General features: G+C 72.6%; 1 protein-coding gene. It reads left to right on the top strand.

The window, feature by feature from the left end:
- Positions 1-32: 32 nt before the first annotated feature.
- Positions 33-25,487 carry a type I polyketide synthase gene (locus tag HD596_RS04400; RefSeq protein WP_185068004.1) on the top strand — a complete coding sequence of 8,485 codons (25,455 nt, stop codon included), beginning with the start codon at positions 33-35 and terminating at the stop codon, positions 25,485-25,487.
- Positions 25,488-25,498 lie beyond the last annotated feature (11 nt).

The raw sequence follows: 25,498 nt of genomic DNA, 5'->3' as shown, positions 1-25,498 counted from the left end.
CCTTTCGGTTGCAGGAAGAGTACGAGGCGAGAATGGCTGCGAACGACACCAAGCTCATCGAGGCCCTGCGTTCCTCATTGAAAGAGACGGAACGGCTGCGTGCGCAGAACCGTTCTCTCGCCGAGGCGGCGCGCGAGCCGATCGCGATCGTGGGAATGGCCTGCCGCTACCCGGGCGGGGTCGCCTCGCCCGAGGAGCTGTGGCGGCTCGTCGCCGGCGGCGTCGACGCGATCTCCGAGTTCCCCACCGACCGCGGCTGGGACCTCGAGAAGCTGTACGACCCGGATCCGGACAGCCGTGGGACGTCCTACTCGCGGCACGGCGGGTTCCTGTATGACGCGGGGGACTTCGATCCGGGGTTCTTCGGGATCTCGCCGCGTGAGGCGTTGGCGATGGATCCGCAGCAGCGGTTGCTGCTGGAGGCGTCGTGGGAGGCGATCGAGCGGGCGGGCGTCGATCCGGCCGGGCTGCGCGGCAGCCGTACCGGCGTGTTCGCCGGGGTGATGTACCACGACTACGCCCCCCAGGTGTCCTCCGTGCCCCAGGAGCTGGAGGGCCTGATCGGGACCGGCAACTCGGGCAGCATCGCCTCGGGCCGGGTCTCGTACACGTTCGGGTTCGAGGGCCCGGCGGTGACCGTGGACACCGCGTGCTCGTCGTCGCTGGTGGCGCTGCACCTGGCGGTGCAGGCGCTGCGGTCGGGGGAGTGCGATCTGGCGCTGGCCGGCGGTGTCACGGTGATGGCCACGCCGGGCACGTTCGTGGAGTTCTCGCGGCAGCGGGGGTTGTCGGCGGACGGGCGGTGCAAGGCGTTCTCGGCCTCTGCTGACGGCACCGGTTGGGCCGAGGGTGTCGGCATGCTGCTGGTGGAGCGGTTGTCGGACGCGCGGCGCAACGGTCATCGGGTGCTGGCGGTGGTCAAGGGGTCGGCGATCAACCAGGACGGTGCCAGTAATGGCCTGACCGCGCCGAACGGCCCTTCGCAGCAGCGGGTGATCCGGCAGGCGCTGGCCAACGCCGGGCTGTCGGCCGGGGACGTGGACGTGGTCGAGGCGCACGGGACCGGGACCACCTTGGGTGACCCGATCGAGGCGCAGGCGTTGATCGCCACGTACGGCCAGGAGCGGGATCGGCCGTTGTGGCTGGGGTCGCTGAAGTCGAACATCGGCCACTCCCAGGCCGCGGCCGGGGTGGGTGGCGTGATCAAGATGGTCATGGCCATGCGGCACGGGGTGCTGCCGCGGACGTTGCACGTGGACGAGCCGTCGCCGCACGTGGACTGGTCCGCGGGCGCCGTCGAGCTGCTGACCGAGGCCCGGTCGTGGGACGTTCAGGATCATCCGCGCCGCGCCGCCGTCTCGTCGTTCGGGGTGAGCGGCACCAACGCGCATGTGATCATCGAGCAGGGCGAGGAGACCGGCGCGGACGCCGGCGACGACCCGGGGCTGCCGGTGGTGCCGTGGCTGATCTCGGCGAAGACGCCCGAGGCGCTGGCGGGGCAGGCGCGGCGGCTCGCGTCATGGGTGGAGGAACGCCCGGAGCCGGACGCTGCCGGGGTCGCGTGGACGCTGGCGACCGGACGTACCGCGCTGGAGCAGCGTGCGGTCGTGGTCGGTGCGGATCGTGACGAGTTGCTGGCCGGGTTGCGGGCGCTGGCTGACGGGGCCTCGGACGCGGTGGCCGGGACCGGTTCCCGCGGGAAGCTGGCGCTGCTCTTCGCCGGTCAGGGGAGCCAGCGGCTGGGCATGGGGCGGGAGCTCGCCGAGGCGTTCCCGGTCTTCGGCGCCGAACTGGACGAGATCTGCCGGGCGCTGGACCCGCTGCTGCCGCACCCCGTGCGTGAGGTGATGTTCGACGATCCCGATGGGGTGCTGAACGAGACCGGGATGACGCAGCCCGTGTTGTTCGCCTTCGAGGTGGCGCTGTATCGGCTGCTGTCCTCGCTCGGGGTGCGGGCGGACGTGCTGGTGGGCCATTCGATCGGGGAGATCGCCGCCGCGCATGTGGCCGGGGTGTTCTCGCTGGCGGATGCGTGTGTGCTGGTGGTGGCTCGGGCGCGGTTGATGCAGGCCCTTCCGGCCGGTGGGGCGATGCTGGCGGTCGCGGCGTCCGAGGCGGAGGTCCTGCCTCTGCTGGACGAGCGGGTCGGGATCGCGGCGGTCAACGGCCCGGCAGCGGTGGTGATCTCCGGCGACGCTCAGAAGATCGCGGAGATCGAGGAGCGGGTCAGCTTCAGGACGCGCAGGTTGCGGGTCTCGCACGCTTTCCATTCGCCTTTGATGGAGCCGATGCTGGCTTCCTTCGAGGAGGCCATTGCCGGTCTGACCTATCACGAGCCTGTGATTCCGGTCGTTTCCAACGTGACCGGCCGGCTGGCCGAGCCGGGCCAGCTGACCAACCCGGGCTACTGGGTGGAGCACGTGCGCCAGGCCGTGCGGTTCGCCGACGGAGTGAAGGCCGCCGGGGCGAAGGTGTGGGTGGAGGTCGGTCCGGACACCACTCTGACCGCGCTGGCGCAGCAGAGCCTGGAGGACGGCGCCTTCGTACCGGTCGCGCGCAAGAACCGTGACGAGCCCCGTACGTTCGTCGAGGCCCTGGGCCGGATGCACGCGAACGGCGTCAGCGTCGACTGGGAAGCGTTCTTCGCGCCGGCCCGGCCGGTGCTCGCGGACCTGCCCACCTACGCCTTCCAGCACCAGCGGTACTGGATGTCGGCGCGGGCCGACACCGGGGACATGGCCGGGGCCGGGCTCTCGGCAGTCGATCACCCGCTGCTGAGCGCGGTGACCGAGATCGCCGGCGGCGAGTCCGTGATCTTCAGCGGCCGGCTCTCCGTGGCCACGCAGCCCTGGCTGGCCGACCACGCCGTCAACGGGACGGTTCTCCTGCCCGGCACGGCGTTCCTGGAGCTGGCGCTGCGGGCCGGGGACGAGGCCGGCTGCCCGGTCGTACAGGAGCTCACCCTGCAGGCGCCGCTGCTGCTGCCCGCCGACGGCGGGCGCCAGCTGCAGGTGCTGGTCGGCAGCGGTGACGGCGCCGGAGTGAGGCCGGTCTCGATCCACTCGCGCGCCGACGGCGACGCCCCCTGGGTGCTGCACGCCGACGGCACGCTGGCCGATGCCGCGCCCGCGCCGGCGGAAGGGCTGGAGCAGTGGCCGCCGTCCGGCGCCGCCGTGCTCGACGTGTCCGACGCCTACGACCTCCTCCTGGACATGGGGTACGAGTACGGGCCCGTCTTCCAGGGCCTGCGGGCGGCCTGGACCCGAGACCGCGACGTGTTCGCCGAGGTCGCGCTGCCCGAGCAGGCGCACGCCGACGCGGCCAGGTCTGGGCTGCACCCCGCCCTGCTGGACGCCGCCATGCACGCGCAGCTGATCGCCGGGGACGGGCAGACCGTCCTGCCGTTCTCCTGGGGCGGAGCGCGGCTGCACGCGGCCGGCGCGAGCAGCGTCCGGGTGCGGATCTCCCGCATCCGGGACACCTCCATCGCCCTGACCATCGCCGACGCCGACGGCGCGCCGGTGCTGTCGGTCGAGTCGCTCGCCGTGCGCCCCGTCTCGGCCGGCCAGCTCACCGCCGCTCGCGGCGACCACGCCGACTCGCTGTTCCGCGTGGACTGGACACCGCTCTCGCTCGCCCCCTCCGGAGCCGAGGACCTGCCCGAGCTGGCGGCCGTCGCCGAGAGCGCCGCCGTGCCCGAGGTTGTGACGTACGTGGTGTCCGCGCCGGAGGGCGAGGTCCTCGACGCCGTCCACGAGATCACCGCCGAGGCCCTGGGCGTGATCCAGGAGTGGCTGGCCGACGAGCGGTTCGCGTCGTCACGGCTGGTGGTGGTGACGCGTGGTGCGGTGGCCGTGCAGGCCGCCGAAAGCCTGGACGTCGGTACGGCCCCCGTGTGGGGCCTGGTGCGGGCGGCCGAGGCGGAGAACCCGGGCCGGTTCGTGCTGGTGGACGTGGACGGCAGTGCGGAGTCGTGGCGTGCCCTGGGTTCGGTGGTCGCTTCCGGGGAGCCGGAGGCGGCCGTTCGCGACGGGCAGGTGCGGGTTCCCCGGCTGGTGAAGGCGCAAGTGCCGGCGGGCGAGCCGGTGTTCGGCCCGGACGGCACGGTGCTGGTGACCGGTGGCACGGGCGGGCTGGGTGCCCTGGTGGCCCGGCACCTGGTGACGGCGCACGGGGTGCGCAGGCTGGTGCTGGTGAGCCGGCGCGGCCTGGCGGCGCCCGGAGCCGCTGACCTCGTGGCGGAGCTGTCCTCGCTGGGGGCCGAGGTCGCGGTCGAGGCCGCCGACGTGGCCGACCGGGAGGCGCTGGCCCGGGTGGTCGCTTCGGTGGCGGACTCGTTGACCGGGGTGGTGCACGCGGCCGGTGTGAGCGACAACGGCCTGGTGGGGTCGCTGTCTGTGGAGCGGCTCGCGCGGGTGCTGGGGGCCAAGGCGGCAGCGGCGTGGCATTTGCATGATCTGACGGCGGGTCTGGACCTGTCGGCGTTCGTGCTGTTCTCGTCGGCCGGTGGCCTGGTGCTGGCGGCGGGGCAGGCCAATTACGCGGCGGCGAACGTGTTCCTGGACGCCCTGGCGTCGTACCGGCGGTCGATGGGGTTGGTGGCCACATCGCTGGCGTTCGGCCTGTGGGACACCGACGCGGGCATGGGCGGCGCGCTGGGCGAAGCCGACTTCGAGCGCATGCGGCGTCAGGGCCTGCCGGCGCTGTCGGTGGAGGAGGGCCTGGCGCTGTTCGACGCCGGGTCGGCCGGTGACGCGGCGGTCCTGGTGCCGTTGCGGGTGGACGCGGCGGCCCTGCGGAGCCGCGGCGAAGGGCTTCCGGCGTTGCTACGGGGGCTCGTACGCGGTCCCGCGCGGCAGGTGGCGCGGGCGGCGGGAACGGGGCTGGCACGGCGGCTGGCGGGGCTGGAGGCCGACCAGCGGGACCGGGTGCTGCTGGAGCTGGTCCGGCAGGAGGTCGCCAAGGTGCTCGGGCACGCTTCGATGGACGCGGTCCAGCCGGATCGCGCCTTCCAGGAGCTGGGCTTCGACTCGCTGACCGCGGTGGAGTTCCGCAACCAGCTGATCGCCGCCACCGGGCTGCGGTTGCCGGCGACGCTGGTGTTCGATTTTCCGACGGCTGAGGCGGTGGCCGGGTATCTGGCGGGTGAGCTGGCCGGTGGGCAGACCTCGCAGGCCGTGGTGGCGGCTTCGGTGGTGGATGAGCCGGTCGCGATCGTGGGGATGGCGTGCCGCTATCCGGGGGGTGTGACTTCGCCGGAGGGCCTGTGGGAGCTCGTGTTCTCGGGTCGGGATGCGGTTGGGGAGTTCCCGGTTGATCGGGGTTGGGATCTGGAGAGGTTGTATGACCCGGATCCGGAGAGCCGTGGGACGTCGTATGCGCGGCATGGCGGGTTCTTGTATGACGCGGCGGAGTTTGATTCGGGATTTTTCGGGATTTCGCCGCGTGAGGCGTTGGCGATGGATCCGCAGCAGCGGCTGTTGTTGGAGGCGTCGTGGGAGGCGGTTGAGCGGGCGGGGATCGATCCGACGGGGTTGCGTGGCAGCCGGACGGGTGTGTTCGCCGGGGTCATGTATCACGACTACGGGTTGGGGACTCCGGCGAACACCAGTGGCGGGAGTCTGGTGTCGGGTCGGGTGAGCTACACGTTGGGGCTGGAGGGCCCGGCGGTGACGGTGGACACGGCGTGTTCGTCGTCGTTGGTGGCGTTGCATTGGGCGGCTCAGGCGTTGCGGTCGGGGGAGTGTGATCTGGCACTGGCCGGTGGTGTGACGGTGATGTCGACGCCGGGGATGTTCATCGAGTTTTCGCGGCAACGGGGCCTGTCCCCAGACGGCCGGTGCAAGGCGTTCTCAGCCTCGGCGGATGGCACGGGCTGGGGTGAGGGTGTCGGTGTGCTGCTGGTGGAGCGGCTGTCGGATGCTCAGCGCAACGGTCACCAGATCCTGGCGGTCCTCAAGGGATCGGCGATCAACCAGGACGGTGCGAGCAATGGGATCACGGCCCCGAACGGTCCTTCGCAGCAGCGGGTGATCCGGCAGGCGCTGGCCAACGCCGGTCTGTCGGCCGCTGATGTGGATGTGGTCGAGGCGCACGGGACCGGGACGACCTTGGGCGACCCGATCGAGGCCCAGGCCCTGATCGCCACCTACGGGCAGGAGCGGGACCAGCCGCTGTGGCTGGGGTCGCTGAAGTCGAACATCGGTCACACGCAGGCCGCCTCCGGTGTGGGTGGCGTGATCAAGATGGTCATGGCGATGCGGAACGGCTTCATGCCCCGGACCTTGCACGTGGACGAGCCGTCCACGCACGTGGACTGGTCGGCTGGGGCGGTGCGGCTCCTCACCGACGCGCAGCCGTGGGAGCAGAACGGGCACGCCCGTCGTGCGGCGGTCTCCTCGTTCGGGATCAGTGGCACCAACGCGCATGTGATCATCGAGCAGGGGCCAGGTGCGGAGATTCCTGAGCCCGTTGACGAGCCCCGGGTGGTGCCGTGGCTGGTGTCGGCCAAGGACGCGGAGGCGCTTCAGGCTCAGGCGTCTCGACTGGCGTCGTGGCTGGAGGAGCGGCCGGAACTGAAGCCGGCTGATGCCGCTTGGTCGTTGGCCACGGGGCGGGCGGTGCTGGAGCAGCGTGCGGTCGTGGTGGGCGCTGACCGTGACGAGCTGCTGGCGGGGCTGCGGGCGTTGGCCTCGGATGGGGTTTCCGAGAGTGGCTCTGGTGGCCGGTTGGCCTTGCTGTTCGCCGGTCAGGGCAGTCAGCGGGTCGGCATGGGCCGGCAGCTCGCCGAGGCGTTCCCGGTGTTCGCCGAGACGCTGGAGGAGATCGACCGGCTGCTGCCGATCCGCGAGGTCATGTTCAACGACCCCGATGGGGTGTTGAACGAGACGGGTATGACCCAGCCGGCGCTGTTCGCCTTCGAGGTCGCGCTCTACCGGCTGCTGGAGTCCTTCGGGGTGCGGGCGGATGTGCTGGTCGGGCACTCGATCGGGGAGATCGCCGCCGCGCACGTGGCCGGGGTCTTCTCGCTGGCGGACGCGTGCGCTCTGGTGGCGGCTCGGGCCCGGTTGATGCAAGCTCTCCCGACCGGCGGTGCGATGCTGGCGATCGCCGCGCCTGAGTCGGAGGTCCTGCCGCTGCTGGAGGGCCAGGTGGGGATCGCGGCGGTCAACGGCCCCGCAGCGGTGGTGATCTCCGGCGACGCTCGAAAGATCGCAGAGATCGAGGAGCGGGTCAGCTTCAGGACGCGCAGGTTGCGGGTCTCGCACGCTTTCCACTCGCCGCTGATGGAGCCGATGCTGGCTTCCTTCGAGGAGGCCATTGCCGGTCTGACCTACCACGAGCCGACGGTTGCGATCGTTTCCAACCTCACCGGCCAGTTGGCCGAGCCGGGCCAGCTGACCAACGCCGGTTACTGGGTGGAGCATGTGCGCCAGGCCGTGCGGTTCGCCGACGGAGTGACGGCCGCAGACGCTGACTGCTTCCTGGAGGTCGGCCCCGACGGCGTACTGACGGGGCTGGCCCAGCAGAGCATCGCCGACGGTGTGTTCATCCCCGCCACCCGCAAGGACCGCGACGAGGTCCGGACCCTGATCGAAGCCCTGGGACGGCTGCACACCCACGGCATCACCGTGGACTGGACGGCGGTGCTGGCCCCGGCCAGGCACGTCGATCTGCCCACCTACGCCTTCCAGCGGGGGCGGTACTGGGTCAACGCGCAGGTCGAGGCCCGTGAGATGACTTCTGTCGGGCTGGCGGACGTGGACCATCCGCTGCTGGGCGCCATGACCGAAGTGGCCGCCGGGGAGTCGGTGGTCTTCAGCGGCCGGTTGTCGGTGGCCGCGCAGCCCTGGCTCGCCGACCACATGGTCAACGACACGATCCTGCTCCCCGGCACGGCGTTCTTGGAGCTGGCACTGCACGCCGGGACCGAAGTGGGCTGCTCGCGCCTGCAGGAGCTCACGCTTCAGGCGCCGCTGCTGCTGCCCGCCGATGCCAGTTGTCAGTTGCAGGTCGTGGTGGGCGCGAGCGACGAGTCCGGGACGAGGCCGGTCTCGATCCACTCCCGTGTCGACTCCGACGCCGCGGGCGCGTGGACGGGGCACGCCGAGGGCGCGCTGACCACGGCTCCGCCGGTGTCGGTGTCGGCGTCCAGGCTGGAACAGTGGCCGCCGTCCGAGGCCGTCGCGATCGACGTGGCAGACGCCTATGACATGCTGCTGGACCGGGGTTACGAGTACGGGCCGGTCTTCCAGGGGCTGCAGGCGGCCTGGCGGCGCGGCGAAGAGATATTCGCCGAGGTCGCGCTGCCGGAGCAGGCCTTCGACGACGCGGGACGGTTCGGGGTGCACCCGGCCCTGCTGGACGCCGCGCTGCACGCGCAACTGGTCGCCGGGGACGGGCAGACGGTCCTCCCGTTCTCCTGGGCCGGAGTGGATCTGCACGCGGCCGGCGCGACCAGCGTCCGGGTGCGGATCTCCCCCTTGCGTGACAACGCCATCGCTCTGACCATCGCCGATCCCACCGGGGCTCCGGTCCTGTCGGTGGAGTCGCTCGCCGTACGTCCGATCTCGGCTGACCAGCTCGCCGCGGCCAAGAGGAACGGCCTCGAGTCGCTGCACCACCTCGAGTGGAGCACGGTTCCGGCCGATCCCGCGGCTCAGACGCCCGGCTGGGTGTCGTTCGAGGGACTCGACGAAACCGGGACGGTTCCGGAGTTTGTGCTGGCGACGGCTCCGGCCGGGCGGGGCGCGGTGCACGAGGTGCTGGGCCTGCTGCAGGAGTGGCTGGCGGACGAGCGGTTCGTGTCGTCGCGGCTGGTGGTCGTCACGCGTGGCGCGGTGGCGGCGGGTCCGGCGGATGTGCCGGATCCGGCGCAGGCGGCGGTGTGGGGTCTGGTACGGGCCGCGCAAGGCGAGCAGCCGGGCCGGTTCGTCCTGCTCGACCTGGACGACGACACGCCTGAAGACGTGATCGGCCGGGCGCTGGCCTGTGGTGAGGCCCAGGTGGCGGTGCGGGCCGGTGAGGTGTGGGCGCCGCGTCTGGCGCGGGCGGCGGTGCCGGAGGGGCGGGGGCCGGTGTTCGAGCCGGAGTCGACGGTGCTGGTCACCGGCGGTACGAGCGGACTGGGCGCGCTGGTGGCCCGGCATCTGGTCACCGAGCACGAGGTCAGGCGCCTGCTGCTGGTCAGCCGTCGCGGCCCGGACGCGCCGGGCGCGGCCGAGCTGGTCACCGAGCTCTCGGAGCTCGGTGCCGAGGTGGAGGTGGCCGCCTGCGACGTGGCCGACCGTGAGGCGCTGGCGGCGGTGGTGGCCTCGGTGGCTGACTCGCTGGCCGGTGTCGTACACGCGGCCGGCGTCCTGGACGACGGCGTGATCACCTCCCTGACGTCCGAACGGCTCGACACGGTCCTGCGGCCCAAGGCCGACGCCGCCTGGCACCTGCACGAGCTCACCCAAGATCTGAACCTGTCCGCGTTCGTCCTGTTCTCCTCGATCGCGGGAGTGATGGGCGGCCCTGGTCAGGGCAACTATGCGGCGGCGAACGCGTACCTGGACGCCCTGGCGGAGCACCGCAGGGCACAGGGGCTGCCCGCGATCTCCCTGGCCTGGGGCCTGTGGAACACGGGCGGCATGACCGAAGAGCTGACCGAGGCCGACCTGCGCCGCATGGAACGCGTGGGGCTGAAGCCGCTGTCGGAGGCAGAGGGGCTGACGCTCTTCGACGCCGCGCTGTGCTCCGATCGGCCGGTGCTGGTCGCGGCGCGGTTCGCGCAGGCCAGGAGCGCTCGCACCCAGCCGCGGCGGGCCGCCGCGGTCAACGGGCTCGCCGACCGGCTGGCCGCGATGGAGCGGGGCGAACGCCAGTCGGCACTGTCGAACCTGGTGCGGCAGGAGGTGGCGACCGTCCTGGGGCACGCCTCGGCCGACGCGGTACAGCCCGATCGGACGTTCCAGGACCTCGGCTTCGACTCTCTCACCGCGGTCGAGTTCCGCAACCGGCTCGCCACGGTCACCGGGCTGCGCCTGCCGGCCACGCTGATCTTCGACTACCCGACCGCCGCCGCCGTCGCCGACTACGTGGACTCGGAGCTGACCGGAGCGGCGTCCACGGCGTCCGTCGCCGTGGCCCGGACGGCGATCGACGACGAGCCGATCGCGATCGTGGGGATGGCCTGCCGCTATCCCGGCGGGGTGGTGTCTCCGGAAGGTCTGTGGGAGCTCGTCTCCTCCGGCACGGACGCCGTCGGGGAGTTCCCCACCGACCGTGGCTGGGACCTCGCCAGGGTGTACGACCCCGACCCGGAGAGCAAGGGCACCTCCTACGTACGCCACGGCGGGTTCTTGTACGAGGCCGCCGAGTTCGACCCCGGTTTCTTCGGGATCTCGCCGCGTGAGGCGTTGACCATGGACCCGCAGCAGCGGCTGCTGCTGGAGACCTCGTGGGAGGCGCTTGAGCGCGCCGGGGTCAGTCCCGTCGGGCTGCGCGGCAGCCGGACCGGTGTGTTCGCCGGGGTGATGTATCACGACTACGGGTTGGGCACCCCGGCGTCGACCAGCGGCGGCAGCCTGGTGTCCGGGCGGGTGTCGTACACGTTCGGGTTCGAGGGCCCGGCCGTGACCGTGGACACGGCGTGCTCGTCGTCCCTGGTGGCGCTGCACCTGGCGGCGCAGGCGCTGCGGTCCGGCGAGTGCGATCTGGCGCTGGCCGGTGGTGTGACGGTGATGTCGACGCCGGGCACGTTCATCGAGTTCTCCCGCCAGCGCGGCCTGGCCACGGACGGCCGGTGCAAGTCCTTCGCCGCCGCGGCGGACGGTACCGGTTGGGGCGAGGGCGTCGGCGTGCTGCTGGTGGAGCGGCTGTCGGATGCCCAGCGCAACGGTCACCAGGTGCTGGCGGTCCTGAAGGGGTCGGCGATCAACCAGGACGGTGCGAGCAACGGGATCACGGCTCCGAACGGTCCTTCGCAGCAGCGGGTGATCCGGCAGGCCCTGGCGAACGCCGGTCTCTCAGCTGCTGATGTGGATGTGGTCGAGGCGCACGGCACGGGCACCAAACTCGGCGACCCGATCGAGGCCCAGGCGCTCCTCGCGACCTACGGCCAGGACCGGGACCAGCCGCTCTGGCTCGGGTCCCTGAAGTCGAACTTCGGCCACACGCAGGCGGCGGCCGGTGTCGCCGGGGTCATCAAGATGGTGATGGCCATGCGGCATGGCGTCATGCCCCGGACCTTGCATGTGGACGAGCCCTCGCCGCACGTGGACTGGTCGGCCGGGGCCGTCGAGCTGCTGACCGAGGCCCGCCCGTGGGAGCGGCAGGACCGGCCGCGACGGGCGGCGGTCTCCTCGTTCGGGATCAGCGGCACGAACGCTCACGTGATCATCGAGCAGGTTGACGCCGAGGTCGCGAGCGATGAGGCGGTTCTGCCCGTGGTGCCGTGGCTGATCTCGGCCAGGACCACCGAAGCGTTGCAGGCCCAGGCCCGGCGTCTGGAGTCGTGGGTCTCGGAGGAGACCTCGATCGCCGGTACGGGCGCGGCGCTGGCGATGAACCGGGCAATGCTGGAGCAGCGTGCGGTCGTGGTGGGCGCTGACCGTGACGAGCTGCTGGCCGGGCTGAGAGCGCTGGCGGTTTCCGAGAGCGGTTCTGGTGGCCGGTTGGCCTTGCTGTTCGCCGGCCAAGGGAGTCAGCGGGTCGGGATGGGGCGGCAGTTGGCCGAGGCGTTCCCGGTGTTCGCCGAAGCGCTGGAGGAGATCGATCGGCTGCTGCCGATCCGTGAGGTGATGTTCAACGACCCGGACGGGGTGTTGAACGAGACCGGGATGACCCAGCCCGCCCTTTTCGCCTTCGAAGTCGCGCTCTACCGGCTGCTGGAGTCCTTCGGGGTGCGGGCGGATGCGCTGGTCGGGCACTCGATCGGAGAGATCGCCGCCGCTCACGTCGCCGGGGTCTTCTCGCTGGCCGATGCATGCGCCCTGGTGGCGGCCCGAGCCCGGCTGATGCAGGCACTCCCCACGGGTGGGGCGATGCTCGCGATCGCCGCACCCGAGGCGGAGATCCTGCCGCTGCTGGAGGGCCAGGTCGGGATCGCGGCGGTCAACGGCCCCGCAGCGGTGGTGATCTCCGGCGACGCTCAGAAGATCGCGGAGATCGAGGAGCGGGTCAGCTTTAGGACGCGCAGGTTGCGGGTCTCGCACGCTTTCCACTCGCCGTTGATGGAGCCGATGCTGGCTTCCTTCGAGGAGGCCATCTCCGGTCTGACCTACCACGAGCCTGCGATCCCGGTCGTTTCCAACGTGACCGGCCGGCTGGCCGAGCCGGGCCAGCTGACCAACGCCGGTTACTGGGTGGAGCACGTGCGCCAGGCCGTCCGGTTCGCCGACGGAGTGACGGCCACGGAAGCGAGCCACTTCCTGGAGATCGGCCCCGATGGGGTGCTGACCGGGCTGGCCCAGCAGAGCATCGCCGACGGTGTGTTCATTCCGGCCACCCGCAAGGACCGCGACGAGGTCCGTACCCTGGTCGAAGCCCTGGGACAGCTGCACACCTGCGGTCTGACCGTCGATTGGGAGGCGTTCTTCGCCCCCGTGGGGGCGCAGCGGGCGGACCTTCCCACCTACGCCTTCCAGCGGGAGCGCTACTGGGTGCCCGCCGCTCAGGGCACCGGCGATGTGGACGCGGCCGGGCTGGGCGCCGTCGATCATCCGCTGCTGAGCGCGGTGACCGAGGTGGCCGGCGGCGAGTCGGTGGTCTTCAGCGGCCGGTTGTCCCTGGCCACGCACCCCTGGCTGGCCGATCACCTGGTCAACGGCATGGTCCTGCTTCCCGGCGCGGGCCTGGTGGAGCTGGCGGTTCGGGTCGGTGACGAGGTGGGCTGCCCGTGCCTGCAGGAGCTGACCCTGCAGGCCCCGCTGGTGGTGTCCGCCGAGGGCGGCGTACAGCTGCAGGTGGTCGTCGGCGCGGCGGAGGAGTCCGGTCAGCGGTCGGTGAGCATCCATTCCCGGTCCGGTGACGGGGACGAGTGGGTCCGGCACGCCGAGGGCGTGCTGGCGCCCACGGTCGCGGAACCGGGCTTCGACGTGGCGCAGTGGCCGCCTGCGGGCGCGGCACCGGTCGATGTCGAGGACCTGTACGAGAACCTGGCCGGGATCGGCCTGGAGTACGGCCCGCTCTTCCAGGGCCTGACGAGAGCGTGGGCACGGCCGGGCGAGGTGTTCGCCGAGATCACGCTGCCGGACCAGGCGCACGCCGAGGCGGCGCGGTTCGGGATGCATCCGGCCCTGCTGGACGCCGCGCTGCACGCCAGCGCACTGGGTGATCTGCTGCCGGCGCCGGAGCCGGGGCAGCCGTTCCTGCCCTTCGCCTGGTCGGGAGTGTCGCTGCACGCGACCGGGGCGACCGGCCTGCGTGTCAAGGCCACCAAGAACCCCGACGCCGGCAGCACCTCCGTCTCGCTGACCATCGCGGACGGCACCGGCGCGCCGGTGGCCGACATCGACGCGCTCACCGTCCGGCCGCTGTCCACCGGACAGCTGCAGACGGGCCACAACCCCCTCTACCAGGTGACCTGGACGAAGCCGGCCGAGGCTCCGGCAGCGCCCGCCGAAGTGGGCGACTACCCGGACCTGGCCGCTCTAGGGGACGCGGTGCCCGAGTGGGCGTTCCTGGAGTGCCCGGCCACCGACCCCGAGACGGACGTCCCCACCGCCATCCGGCAGGCCACCCGTCTCGTCCTGGACTCGGTGCGGGGGTGGCTGGCCGAGTCGCGGTACGCGTCGTCGCGGCTGGTCGTCGTCACGCGTGGCGCGGTGGCGGTGCGGCCCGACGAGCCCGTGGACGTCGGCGTGGCCCCGGTATGGGGGCTGGTGCGGGCGGCCGAGGCCGAGAACCCGGGCCGGTTCGTACTGGTGGACGTGGACGGCAGCGAGGAGTCCTGGCGCGCTCTGGGCGCGGTGGTCGCTTCCGGGGAGCCCGAGGCCGCTGTCCGCGAGGGCGAGGTGTGGGTGCCGCGGCTCGCGCGGGCCGCGAGCGCGGAAGGCGGGTCACCGGTGTTCGGGCCGGACGGCACGGTGCTGGTGACCGGCGGCACCGGCGGGCTCGGCGCGCTGGTCGCCCGGCACCTGGTGGTCGCTCACGGGGTGCGGCACCTGCTTCTGGTCAGCCGCAGCGGCCCGGCCGCCGCGGGCGCGGGCGAACTGGTGGCCGAACTGGGCGAGCTCGGGGCCGAGGTGTCGGTGGCGGCCTGTGATGTCGCCGATCGGGACGCGCTGGCCGAGGCGATCGCCTCTGTCCCCCGGCAGCATCCGCTGGCCGGCGTGGTGCACGCGGCGGGCGTGGCAGACAACGGGCTGGTGGGTTCGCTGTCGGCCGAGCGGATCGACGGGGTGCTGGGGGCGAAGGCCGACGGCGCCTGGCACCTGCACGAGCTGACCCGGGATCTGGACCTGTCGGCGTTCGTGCTGTTCTCCTCGGCCGGCGGGCTGGTGCTGGCGGCGGGGCAGGCGGCGTACGCGTCGGCCAACGTGTTCCTGGACGCGCTGGCGGTGCACCGTCGCTCGCTGGGGCTGCCGGCGACGTCCTTGGCGTACGGCCTCTGGGACGCCGAGACGGGGCTGAGCGCCTGGCTGAGCGAGGCCGACCTGGAGCGGATGCGGCGCCAGGGGCTGCCGACGCTGTCGGTGGACGAGGGCTTGGCGTCGTTCGACGCGGGCGTGGCCGCGGAGGCGGCGGTGCTGGTGCCGTTGCGGGTCGACGCGCAGGCCCTGCGTTCGCGGGGTGACGGCCTTCCGGCGCTGCTGCGCGGGCTGGTGCGCGGCTCGGCACGGCGGGCGGCGCGCTCGGACGCGTCGGCGCTGGGCCGGCGGCTGGCCGGTCTGGAGCCGGCGGAGCGGCGGCAGGCGCTGCTGGAGCTGGTACGGCAGGAAGTGGCGACCGTGCTCGGGCACGCCTCAGGCGACGCGGTGCAGCCCGATCGCGCCTTCCAGGAGCTGGGCTTCGACTCGCTGACCGCGGTGGAGCTGCGGAACCGGCTGAACGCCGTCTCCGGGCTGCGCCTGCCGGCCACCCTCGTCTTCGACTACCCGACCGCCGCCGCGGTCGCCGAGTACGTGGACTCGGAGCTGACGGGGGCCGCGTCGGCGGCGTCCGTCGCCGTGGCCCGGACGGTGATCGACGACGAGCCGATCGCGATCGTGGGGATGGCCTGCCGCTATCCGGGCGGCGTGGCGTCTCCCGAGGGCTTGTGGGAGCTCGTGCTCTCCGGTACGGACGCGATCGGGGAGTTCCCCACCGACCGCGGCTGGGACCTGGACAAACTGTACGATCCCGACCCCGACAGCAGGGGAACCTCGTACGTACGCCACGGCGGGTTCTTGTACGACGCGGGCGAGTTCGACCCCGGGTTCTTCGGGATCTCGCCACGTGAGGCCCTGGCGATGGACCCGCAGCAGCGGCTGCTCCTCGAAACCTCGTGGGAGGCCCTGGAGCGGGCCGGAATGGACCCGCACGGGCTGCGCGGCAGCAGGACCGGCGTGTTCTCCGGCGTCATGTACCACGACTACGCCTCTCAGCTCACGTCGGTGCCGGAAGAGCTGGAAGGGCTGATCGGCACCGGCAACTCGGGCAGCGTCGCCTCCGGCCGGGTCTCGTACACCTTCGGCTTCGAGGGCCCCGCGGTGACCGTGGACACGGCCTGCTCGTCGTCGCTGGTGGCGCTGCACCTGGCGGTGCAGGCCCTGCGGGCCGGCGAGTGCGACCTGGCCCTGGCCGGCGGCGTGACTGTGATGGCGACGCCGGGCACGTTCATCGAGTTCTGCCGGCAGCGCGGCCTGTCCACCGACGGCCGCTGCAAGGCGTTCTCGGCCGAGGCGGACGGTGCCGGCTGGAGCGAGGGCATCGGGGTGCTGCTGGTGGAGCGGCTGTCGGACGCGCAGCGCAACGGCCACCAGGTGCTGGCGGTCGTCCGCGGTACGGCGGTCAACCAGGACGGCGCCAGCAACGGGCTGACCGCGCCGAACGGCCCTTCCCAGCAGCGGGTGATCCGGCAGGCGCTGGCCAACGCCGGGCTGTCGGCCGCTGACGTGGACGTGGTCGAGGCGCACGGCACCGGGACCCCGCTGGGGGATCCGATCGAGGCCCAGGCGTTGATCGCGACTTATGGCCAGGAGCGGGACCGGCCGGTGTGGCTGGGGTCGATCAAGTCGAACATCGGCCACACGCAGGCCGCCGCCGGCGCGGCGGGCGTGATCAAGATGGTCATGGCGATGCGCAACGGCGTGCTTCCCAGGACGCTGCACGCGGACGAGCGCAGCCCGCACGTGGACTGGTCGGCGGGCGCGCTGGAACTGCTGACCGAGCGGCAGCCGTGGGACCGGCAGGACCGCCCGCGCCGGGCAGCGGTCTCGTCCTTCGGCGTCAGCGGCACGAACGCGCACGTGGTGCTGGAGGAGCCGCCGATCGAGGCCCTGGCGCAGCCCGAGCCCGTTGACGAGCCGCCGGTGGTGCCGTGGGTGGTGTCGGCGCGTAGCGCGGAGGCGCTGCGGGCTCAGGCGGGCCGGTTGGCCGATGCGGTGACCGGGATTCGACCGGCAGATGTCGGCTGGTCGTTGCTCGGCCGCTCGGCGTTCGACCACCGTGCGGTGGTGATCGGCGCCGACCAGGAGGAACTGCTGGCCCGTCTGGAGAGGCTGGACGAGGGCGCGGTGCGGGGCGTGGCCGGGTCGGGTGGAAAGACGGTGTTCGTCTTCCCCGGTCAGGGGTCGCAGTGGCTCGGTATGGGAGTGGAGCTGCTGGATGAGTCGCCGGTGTTCGCGGCGCGGATGGCGGAGTGTGAGGCGGCGCTGTCGGAGTTCGTGGACTGGTCGCTTACAGGCGTGCTGCGCGATCAAGCGGGTCTGGACCGGGTCGATGTGGTGCAGCCGGTGCTGTGGGCGGTGATGGTGTCGCTGGCCGAGGTGTGGCGCTCGCTCGGAGTGGTTCCGGCTGCGGTGGTCGGTCATTCCCAGGGCGAGATCGCCGCCGCGGTGGTGGCGGGCGCTCTGTCTCTTCGGGATGGCGCCCGGGTGGTGGCGCTGCGGAGCCAGGCGATCGTGGCGCTGGCCGGACAGGGCGGCATGGCGTCGATCCCGCTACCGGCTTCAGACGTGCAAGTGGATGATCGGATCTCCATCGCGGCGGTGAACGGGCCTTCCTCGACGGTGGTGTCAGGTGATGCGGATGCCATTGAAGAGTTCCTGGCTCGGTATGAACGGGCGCGGCGGATCGACGTGGATTACGCCTCGCATTCGGCTCATGTCGAGGCGATCGAGGACGAGCTGGCGAGACTGCTCGCCCCGGTGACCCCGCAGGCGGGCGAGGTGCCGTGGTACTCGACGGTCCGGCAGTGCTGGTTGACCGGGGCCGAGGTGGACGCCTCGTACTGGTACGAGAACCTGCGGCAGACGGTGTGGTTCGCCCCGGCCGTGAGTGAGCTGGCGGGTTCGGGCTTCCGGTTCTTCGTGGAGGTCAGCGCGCATCCGGTCGTGCAGATCGGGATGCGCGAGGCAGTCGAGGAGGCCGGCGCCGAGGCGGTCGTGGTGGGCACGCTGCGTCGTGACGACGGCGGTCTGCGCAGGCTGTGGACCAGCGCCGCCGAGCTGTGGGTACGCGGCGCGGAGATCGACTGGGCCGGTGTGTACGAACCCGCCCGCCCGAACCGGGTCGAACTGCCCACCTACGCCTTCCAGCACCAGCGCTTCTGGCTGCAGGAGTCGGCCGGTGCCGGCGACGCGGAGAGCCTTGGCCTGTGGGCCACGGGACACCCGCTGCTCGGCGCCGTCACGGGCCTCGCCGACGGCGGAGCGGTGGTCCTCACCGGCCGCGTGTCGATCGCGACCCACCCGTGGCTGGCCGACCACGCCGTCAACGGACAGGTGTTCCTGCCCGGTACGGGCTTCGTGGAGCTGGCCATCAGGGCCGGCGACGAGGCCGGCTGCGACCTGCTCGAAGAGCTGACCCTGCAGGCCCCGCTCGTCGTGCCCGAGCGCGGCGCGGTCCAGCTCCAGGTCGCCGTCAGCGCCCCGGACGAGGACGGCCGCCGGCGGCTGGGAATCTACTCCCGCTTCCACGGCGCGCAGGACGAGCCCTGGACCCAGCACGCCGCTGGAACGCTGACGCGAGCCGGCGTGACGGCGCCGGAGCCCGAGAGCGTCTGGCCGCCGGACCAAGCGGAGGCAGTGGCGCTGGACGGCCTGTACGACCAGTTCGCCGCCATGGGCCTCGGGTACGGCCCCGCCTTCCGCGGGCTCCAGGCCGCATGGCGCAAGGGCGACGAGGTCTTCGCCGAGCTGGCCTTGCCGGAGGAGATGGCGCGCGACGCGGCCCGGTTCGGGCTGCATCCGGCGCTGTTCGACGTGGCACTGCACGCCACCGCGCTCGGCGGGTTCGCGCCGGACGCCGAGCCCGGCCGCCCGTCCCTGCCGTTCGCCTGGAGCGGCGTGGCGCTGCACGCCTCCGGCGCCACGAAGCTCCGCGTACGGATCTCCTTGCGGGCCCAGGGCGCGGTTTCCGTGACGTTGACGGACACGGGCGGCCTGCCCGTGGCCACGGTCGCCTCGCTGGCGGTACGTCCGGTGTCCACCGGCCAGCTGGAGACGACCCCGGCTGCCCGGAGCAGGAACAAGCTGTTCCAGGTCGACTGGGTGCCGGTGACACTGAGCGCCACGGGCGACGCGCAAGAGATCCTGGCAGGGCTCGCCGAGGTCGGGACGGTTCCGGAATGCGTGCCGGTGGCGGCCCCGGCCGGTGTGCACGAGACTTTGGACCTGCTGCAGGAGTGGCTGGCGGACGAGCGGTTCACGTCGTCGCGGCTGGCGGTCGTCACGCGTGGCGCGGTGGCAGCGGGTCCGGCGGACGTGCCGGATCCGGCGCAGGCGGCGATCTGGGGCCTGGTACGGGCCGCGCAGGCCGAGCAGCCGGGCCGGTTCGTCCTGCTCGACCTGGACGACGACACGCCCGAAGACGTGATCGGCCGGGTACTGGCCGGCGACGAAGCCCAGGTGGCCGTGCGGGCCGGCGAGGCACGGGTGCCGCGTCTGGCGCGGGCGGCGGTGCCGGAGGGTCGGGGGCCGGTGTTCGAGCCGGAGTCGACGGTGCTGGTCACCGGCGGCACGAGCGGACTGGGCGCGCTGGTGGCCCGGCATCTGGTCACCGAGCACGAGGTCAGGCGCCTGCTGCTGGTCAGCCGGCGCGGCCCGGACGCGCCGGGCGCGGCCGAACTGGTCGCCGAGCTCTCGGAGCTCGGTGTCGAGGTGGAGGTGGCCGCCTGCGACGTGGCCGACCGCGAGGCGCTGGCGACGGTGGTGGCCTCGGTGGCTGACTCGCTGACCGGTGTGGTCCATGCGGCCGGCGTCCTGGACGACGGCGTGATCACCTCCCTGACATCCGAACGGCTCGACACGGTTCTGCGACCCAAGGCCGACGCCGCCTGGCACCTGCACGAGCTCACCCAAGATCTGAACCTGTCCGCGTTCGTCCTGTTCTCCTCGCTGGCAGGCGTGATGGGCGGCGCGGGCCAGGGCAACTACGCGGCGGCGAACGCGTACCTGGACGCCCTGGCCGAGCACCGCAGGGCACAGGGGCTGCCCGCGATCTCCCTGGCCTGGGGCCTGTGGAAGGAAGGCGGCCTCGCGGAGCTCGACGACGCCGCGCTGCGGCGGCTCGCGCGCTCCGGCGTCGACCCGTTGGCGGCCGAGGACGGGCTGGCCCTGCTCGACGCCGCGCTCGGCACCGACCGGGCCACGCTGGTCCCCGCCCAGCTGAACCTCAAGGTCCTCGGCGCCCACGCGGACATGCTGCCCCCGCTGCTGCGCGGTCTCGTGTCCGGTCCCGCCAGGCGCGTGGTGACGGCCGCGTCGGAGGCCGCCGCCACGCTGAAGCAGCAGCTGGCGAGCCTGCCGCCGGCCGGACAGCAGTCCGCGCTGGAAGACCTCGTACGCGATCAGCTGGCCGTGGTCCTCGGCTTTGCCGACCGGTCATCCCTCGACGACGGCATGTCGTTCCAGGAGCTGGGCTTCGACTCGCTGATGGCGGTGGAGTTCCGCAACCGGCTCAGCGAGGTCACGGGCATCCGGCTGCCGGCGACGCTGGTCTTCGACTATCCCACCCAGGCGGCGCTCGTCAGGTTCCTGTCCGGTGAGCTGCTGGGCACGCGTGAGGTCGCGGTCACGGCACGGACATCGGCGGCCGACGACGAGCCCATCGCGATCGTCGGCATGGCCTGCCGCTTCCCCGGCGGGATCGCCTCGCCCGAGGACCTGTGGCGGCTGGTGGCGCAGGCCGGGGACGCCGTGGGCGAGTTCCCGGCGGACCGCGGCTGGGACCTGGACAGGCTCTACGACCCGGACCCCGGCAACCGGGGCACCTCGTACGCCCGGCACGGCGGCTTCCTGTACGACGCCGCCGAGTTCGACCCCGGCTTCTTCGGGATCTCGCCGCGCGAGGCGCTGGCCATGGACCCGCAGCAGCGGCTGCTGCTCGAAACCTCGTGGGAGGCGCTCGAACGCGCCGGCATCGACCCCCACGGGCTGCGCGGCAGCAGGACCGGCGTGTTCGCGGGTGTGATGTACCACGACTACGCGTCCCAGCTGTCCTCGGTGCCGGAAGAGCTGGAAGGGCTCATCGGCACCGGCAACTCGGGCAGCGTCGCCTCCGGCCGGGTCTCGTACACCTTCGGGTTCGAAGGCCCCGCGATGACCGTGGACACGGCCTGCTCGTCGTCCCTGGTGGCGCTGCACCTGGCGGTGCAGGCGCTGCGGTCGGGGGACTGCGATCTGGCGCTGGCCGGCGGCGTGACCGTGATGGCCACCCCGTGGACGTTCATCGAGTTCGCCCGGCAGCGCAACCTGTCCGTGGACGGCCGGTGCAGGGCGTTCGCCGAGGCCGAGGGCGGGGTCGGGCTGTCGGAGGGCGCGGGCATGATCCTGGTGGAGCGGCTGTCGGACGCGCGGCGCAACGGCCACCAGGTGCTGGCGGTCGTCCGCGGATCCGCGGTCAACCAGGACGGTGCCAGCAACGGCCTGACCGCCCCGAACGGCCCCTCCCAGCAGCGGGTTATCCGCCAGGCCCTGGCCAACGCCGGGCTGTCGGCCGCGGACGTGGACGCGGTCGAGGCGCACGGCACGGGCACCGTGCTCGGCGACCCGATCGAGGCCCAGGCGCTGATCGCGACCTACGGCCAGGACCGGGAACAGCCGCTCTGGCTCGGCTCGATCAAGTCGAACATCGGCCACGCGCAGGCCGCCGCGGGCGTCGCGGGCGTGATCAAGATGGTGATGGCCCTGCGGAACGAGACGCTGCCGCAGACCCTGCACGCGGACGAGCCGTCCACGCACGTGGACTGGACCGCGGGCGCGGTGCGGCTGCTCACCGACGCGCAGCCGTGGCAGCGGAACGGGCACGCGCGCCGCGCCGGCATCTCCTCCTTCGGCATCAGCGGCACGAACGCGCACGTCGTACTGGAGGAGCCCCCGGTCGCGCCCGAGCCGGAGCCCGCCGGCGAGCTGCCCATGGTTCCGTGGGTGCTGTCGGGACGCAGCGAGCAGGCGCTGTCGGCGCAGGCCGGACGGCTCCGCTCCTGGATCGAGTCGCGGCCGGAGCTGGACGTGGCCGACGTCGGCTGGTCGCTGGCGGCGGGCCGGTCGGTGCTGGAGCACCGCACGGTGATCACGGGCGCGGACCGCGCCGAACTGCTCGAAGCGCTGGCGGCGCTGGCCGACGGCAGACCGGACGAGCCGAGGACCCAGACAGGCCTGGTGCGCTCGCGGGCCAAACTGGCACTGCTGTTCGCCGGTCAGGGGAGCCAGCGGGTCGGCATGGGCCGCCAACTGGCCGAGGCGTTCCCGGTGTTCGCCGAGACGCTGGAGGAGATCAACCTGCTCCTGCCGATCCGCGACGTGATGTTCAACGACCCCGATGAGGTGTTGAACGAGACCGGCATGACCCAGCCCGCGCTGTTCGCCTTCGAAGTCGCGCTCTACCGGCTGCTGGAATCCTTCGGCATCCGCGCGGATGTGCTGGTCGGTCACTCGATCGGAGAGATCGCCGCCGCTCACGTCGCCGGGGTCTTCTCACTGGCGGATGCATGCGCCCTGGTAGCGGCTCGGGCCCGGCTGATGCAGGCACTCCCGACCGGCGGCGCGATGCTCGCGATCGCCGCGCCCGAGGCGGAAGTCCTGCCGCTGCTGGAGGGCCAGGTCGGAATCGCGGCGGTCAACGGCCCCACAGCCGTGGTGATCTCAGGCGACGCTCAGAAGATCGCAGAGATCGAAGAGCGGGTCAGCTTCAGGACCCGCAGGCTGCGGGTCTCGCACGCTTTCCACTCGCCGCTGATGGAGCCGATGCTGGCCGACTTCGAGGAGGCCATCTCCGGTCTGACCTATCACGAGCCTGTGATTCCGGTCGTTTCCAACGTGACCGGCCGGCTGGCCGAGCCGGGCCAGCTGACCAACCCGGGCTACTGGGTGGAGCACGTGCGCCAGGCCGTGCGGTTCGCCGACGGAGTGAAGGCCGCCGGGGCGAAGGTGTGGGTGGAGGTCGGTCCGGACACCACCCTGACCGCGCTGGCGCAGCAGAGCCTGGAGGACGGCGCCTTCGTACCGACCGCCCGCAAGGACCGCGACGAGGCCCGTACGTTCGTCGAGGCCCTGGGCCGGATGCACGCGAACGGCGTCAGCGTCGACTGGGAAGCGTTCTTCGCGCCGGCCCGCCCGTCCCGGGTGGACCTGCCCACGTACGCCTTCCAGCACGAGCGCTACTGGCTCCTGCCCGGCCCGGACACCGGCGACGTCACCACCGCGGGCCTGGGCGCCGTCGAGCACCCGCTGCTCAGCGCGGCGACCGAGGTGGCCGGCGGCGAGACGGTGATCTTCAGCGGGCGGCTGTCGGTCGCCACGCACCCCTGGCTGGCCGACCACGTCGTGGGCGGCAGCGTGATCGTGCCGGGCACCGCCCTCGTCGAGCTGGCCGTCCGGGCCGGGGACGAGAGCGGCTGCCCCCACCTGCAGGAGCTCACCCTGCAGGCCCCCCTGGTCCTGCCCGAGGGCGGCGGCGTCCAGCTCCAGCTGGTGTCCACCGCCACCGGCGAGCCGGGCAGCAGGTCGCTGGCGATCCACTCCCGTACGCAGGACGCGACCGAGTGGACCCGGCACGCCCAGGCCACGCTCACCGCGACCGTGCCCGAGCCGGACATCGACCTGCGGCAGTGGCCGCCCGCGGGCGCGCAGCCGGTCCCCGTCCAGGACCTCTACGACGACATGCTCGCGATCGGACTGGACTACGGGCCGACGTTCCAGGGGCTGGCAAGCGCCTGGGAGCGGGACGGCGAGGTGTTCGCCGAGATCGTCCTCCCAGAGGAGGCGCACGCGGACGCCGGGCGGTTCGTGCTGCACCCCGCCCTGCTGGACGCCGCGCTGCACGCCACCGCGCTGGGCGGTCTGCTGCCGCGGCCCGAGCCGGGGCGGCCGTACCTGCCGTTCGCGTGGTCGGGCGTGTCCCTGCTCGCGGCAGGAGCGACCAGCCTGCGCGTCAAGATCATCAACGTCGGCGGCGCGGCCATCGCGCTGAGCATCGCCGACGAGCTCGGCGCGCCGGTCGCCGCCGTCGAGACCCTCACCCTGCGCCCGATGGCCGGCGGCCGGCAGGGCGGCGGGAACCAGGGCACCCTGCACCAGATCGAGTGGACCCGGCTCCCCGGCGCGCCCGCGTCCGAGACGCCGCGCTGGGCGCTGCTCGGCGCCGACGACCTCGGCACCGGCCGCGTCACCTATCCGGACCTGGCCACCCTGGTCTCGCTGCACGACCCGGCCGATCTCCCGGAGGCGGTCCTGACCGGCCCCTCCGCCGGGCAGGACCATCACGCCGCGACGCACGACGTCCTCGAACTGCTGCAGAGCTGGCTGGCGGAGGAGCACCTCGCGCCGTCCCGGCTCGTCATCCTCACGCGCGGCGCCCTCTCCATCGCCGACGGCGAGAGCCCGGACCTCGCCCAGGCGGCGGTGGGCGGCCTCGTCCGGGCCGCGCAGGCCGAGCAGCCCGGCAGGTTCGTGCTGCTGGACCTGGGCGGCGACGCGTCCGAGGACGTGATAGGCCGGGCGCTGGCGTCGGGCGAGTCGCAGCTCGCGGTGCGGGCGGGCGAGCTGTGGGTGCCGCGCCTGGGCCGTGCCACGGAGCTGGAGGATCGGGGCCCGGTGTTCGGGCCGGACGGCACGGTGCTGATCACTGGTGGCACGGGCGGGCTGGGTGCGCTGGTGGCCCGGCACCTCGTCACCGAGCACGAGGTCAGGCGGTTGGTGCTGGTGAGCCGTCGCGGCCTGGGGGCGCCGGGCGCGGCCGAGCTGGTCGCCGAGCTGGAAGGACTCGGCGCCCAGGTGGAGGTGGCGGCCTGCGACGTGGCCGACCGCGAGGCGCTGGCGGCGGCGGTCGCCTGGGTGGCGGACTCGCTGACAGGAGTGGTGCACACGGCCGGCGTGCTGGACGACGGCGTGATCACCTCCCTGTCGGGCGAGCGGCTGGACACGGTCCTGCGGCCCAAGGCCGATGCCGCCTGGCACCTGCACGAGCTGACACGAGGGCTCGACCTGCGGGCGTTCGTGCTGTTCTCCTCGATGTCGGGCGTGCTGGGAGGAGCCGGCCAGGGCAACTACGCCGCGGCGAACGCCTTCCTCGACGCGCTGGCCCAGCTACGGGCCGCCGAAGGGCTGGCGGGCACGTCCCTGGCCTGGGGGCTGTGGGAGCAGGGCGGCATGTCCGGCGAGCTGACCGAGGCCGACCTGCGCCGCCTGGCCCGCATGGGCGTGGCGCCGCTGTCCGCGGCCGACGGGCTCGAACTGTTCGACACCGCCGTCACGTCCGGCCGGTCACTGCTCATCCCGGCCCGATTCGTCCAGGCCCGCGCCGGTGCGCGGACCTCCATGCGGCGGGCCGGCACCACCGACGGGCTCGCCGAGCGGCTGTCCGCCATGGAGCCGGCAGAGCGCCGGTCGGCGCTGTCGGACACCGTACGCGGCCAGGTGGCGGCCGTCCTCGGGTTCTCCGACGGATCCGCCATCGACCCGCAGCGCCCGTTCCAGGACCTCGGGTTCGACTCCCTGACCGCGGTCGAGTTCCGCAACCAGCTCGGCCGGGCCACCGGCCTCCGGCTGCCCGCCACCCTCGTCTTCGACTACCCCACCCCGGTGGCCCTGACCGACCACCTCATGGGCTACTTCGGCGAAGCCGGGGCGAACGACGCGGAGGCCGGCATCCTGCGGATCTTCGCGGAGCTGGACCAGATCCAGGATTCACTCACCACACTCGCCGAGGACAGCACGGTGCGCACCAGGCTCACCGCGCGCCTCAAAGAGCTCCTGTCGGGCCTGAACGGCACGGGCGAGTCGGACGTCGCGGACCAGCTCGAGTCCGCCAGCGACGACGAGATGTTCGCCTTCATCGACAACGAGCTCGAGATCTCCTGACAGTTGCAGCG

Origin of the sequence: Nonomuraea jabiensis (assembly GCF_014204795.1) — a bacterium.
Taxonomy (GTDB): Bacteria; Actinomycetota; Actinomycetes; order Streptosporangiales; family Streptosporangiaceae; genus Nonomuraea; species Nonomuraea jabiensis.
Note: the sequence above shows the minus strand (reverse complement) of the source record. Positions and strands in the feature narration are given on the sequence as shown.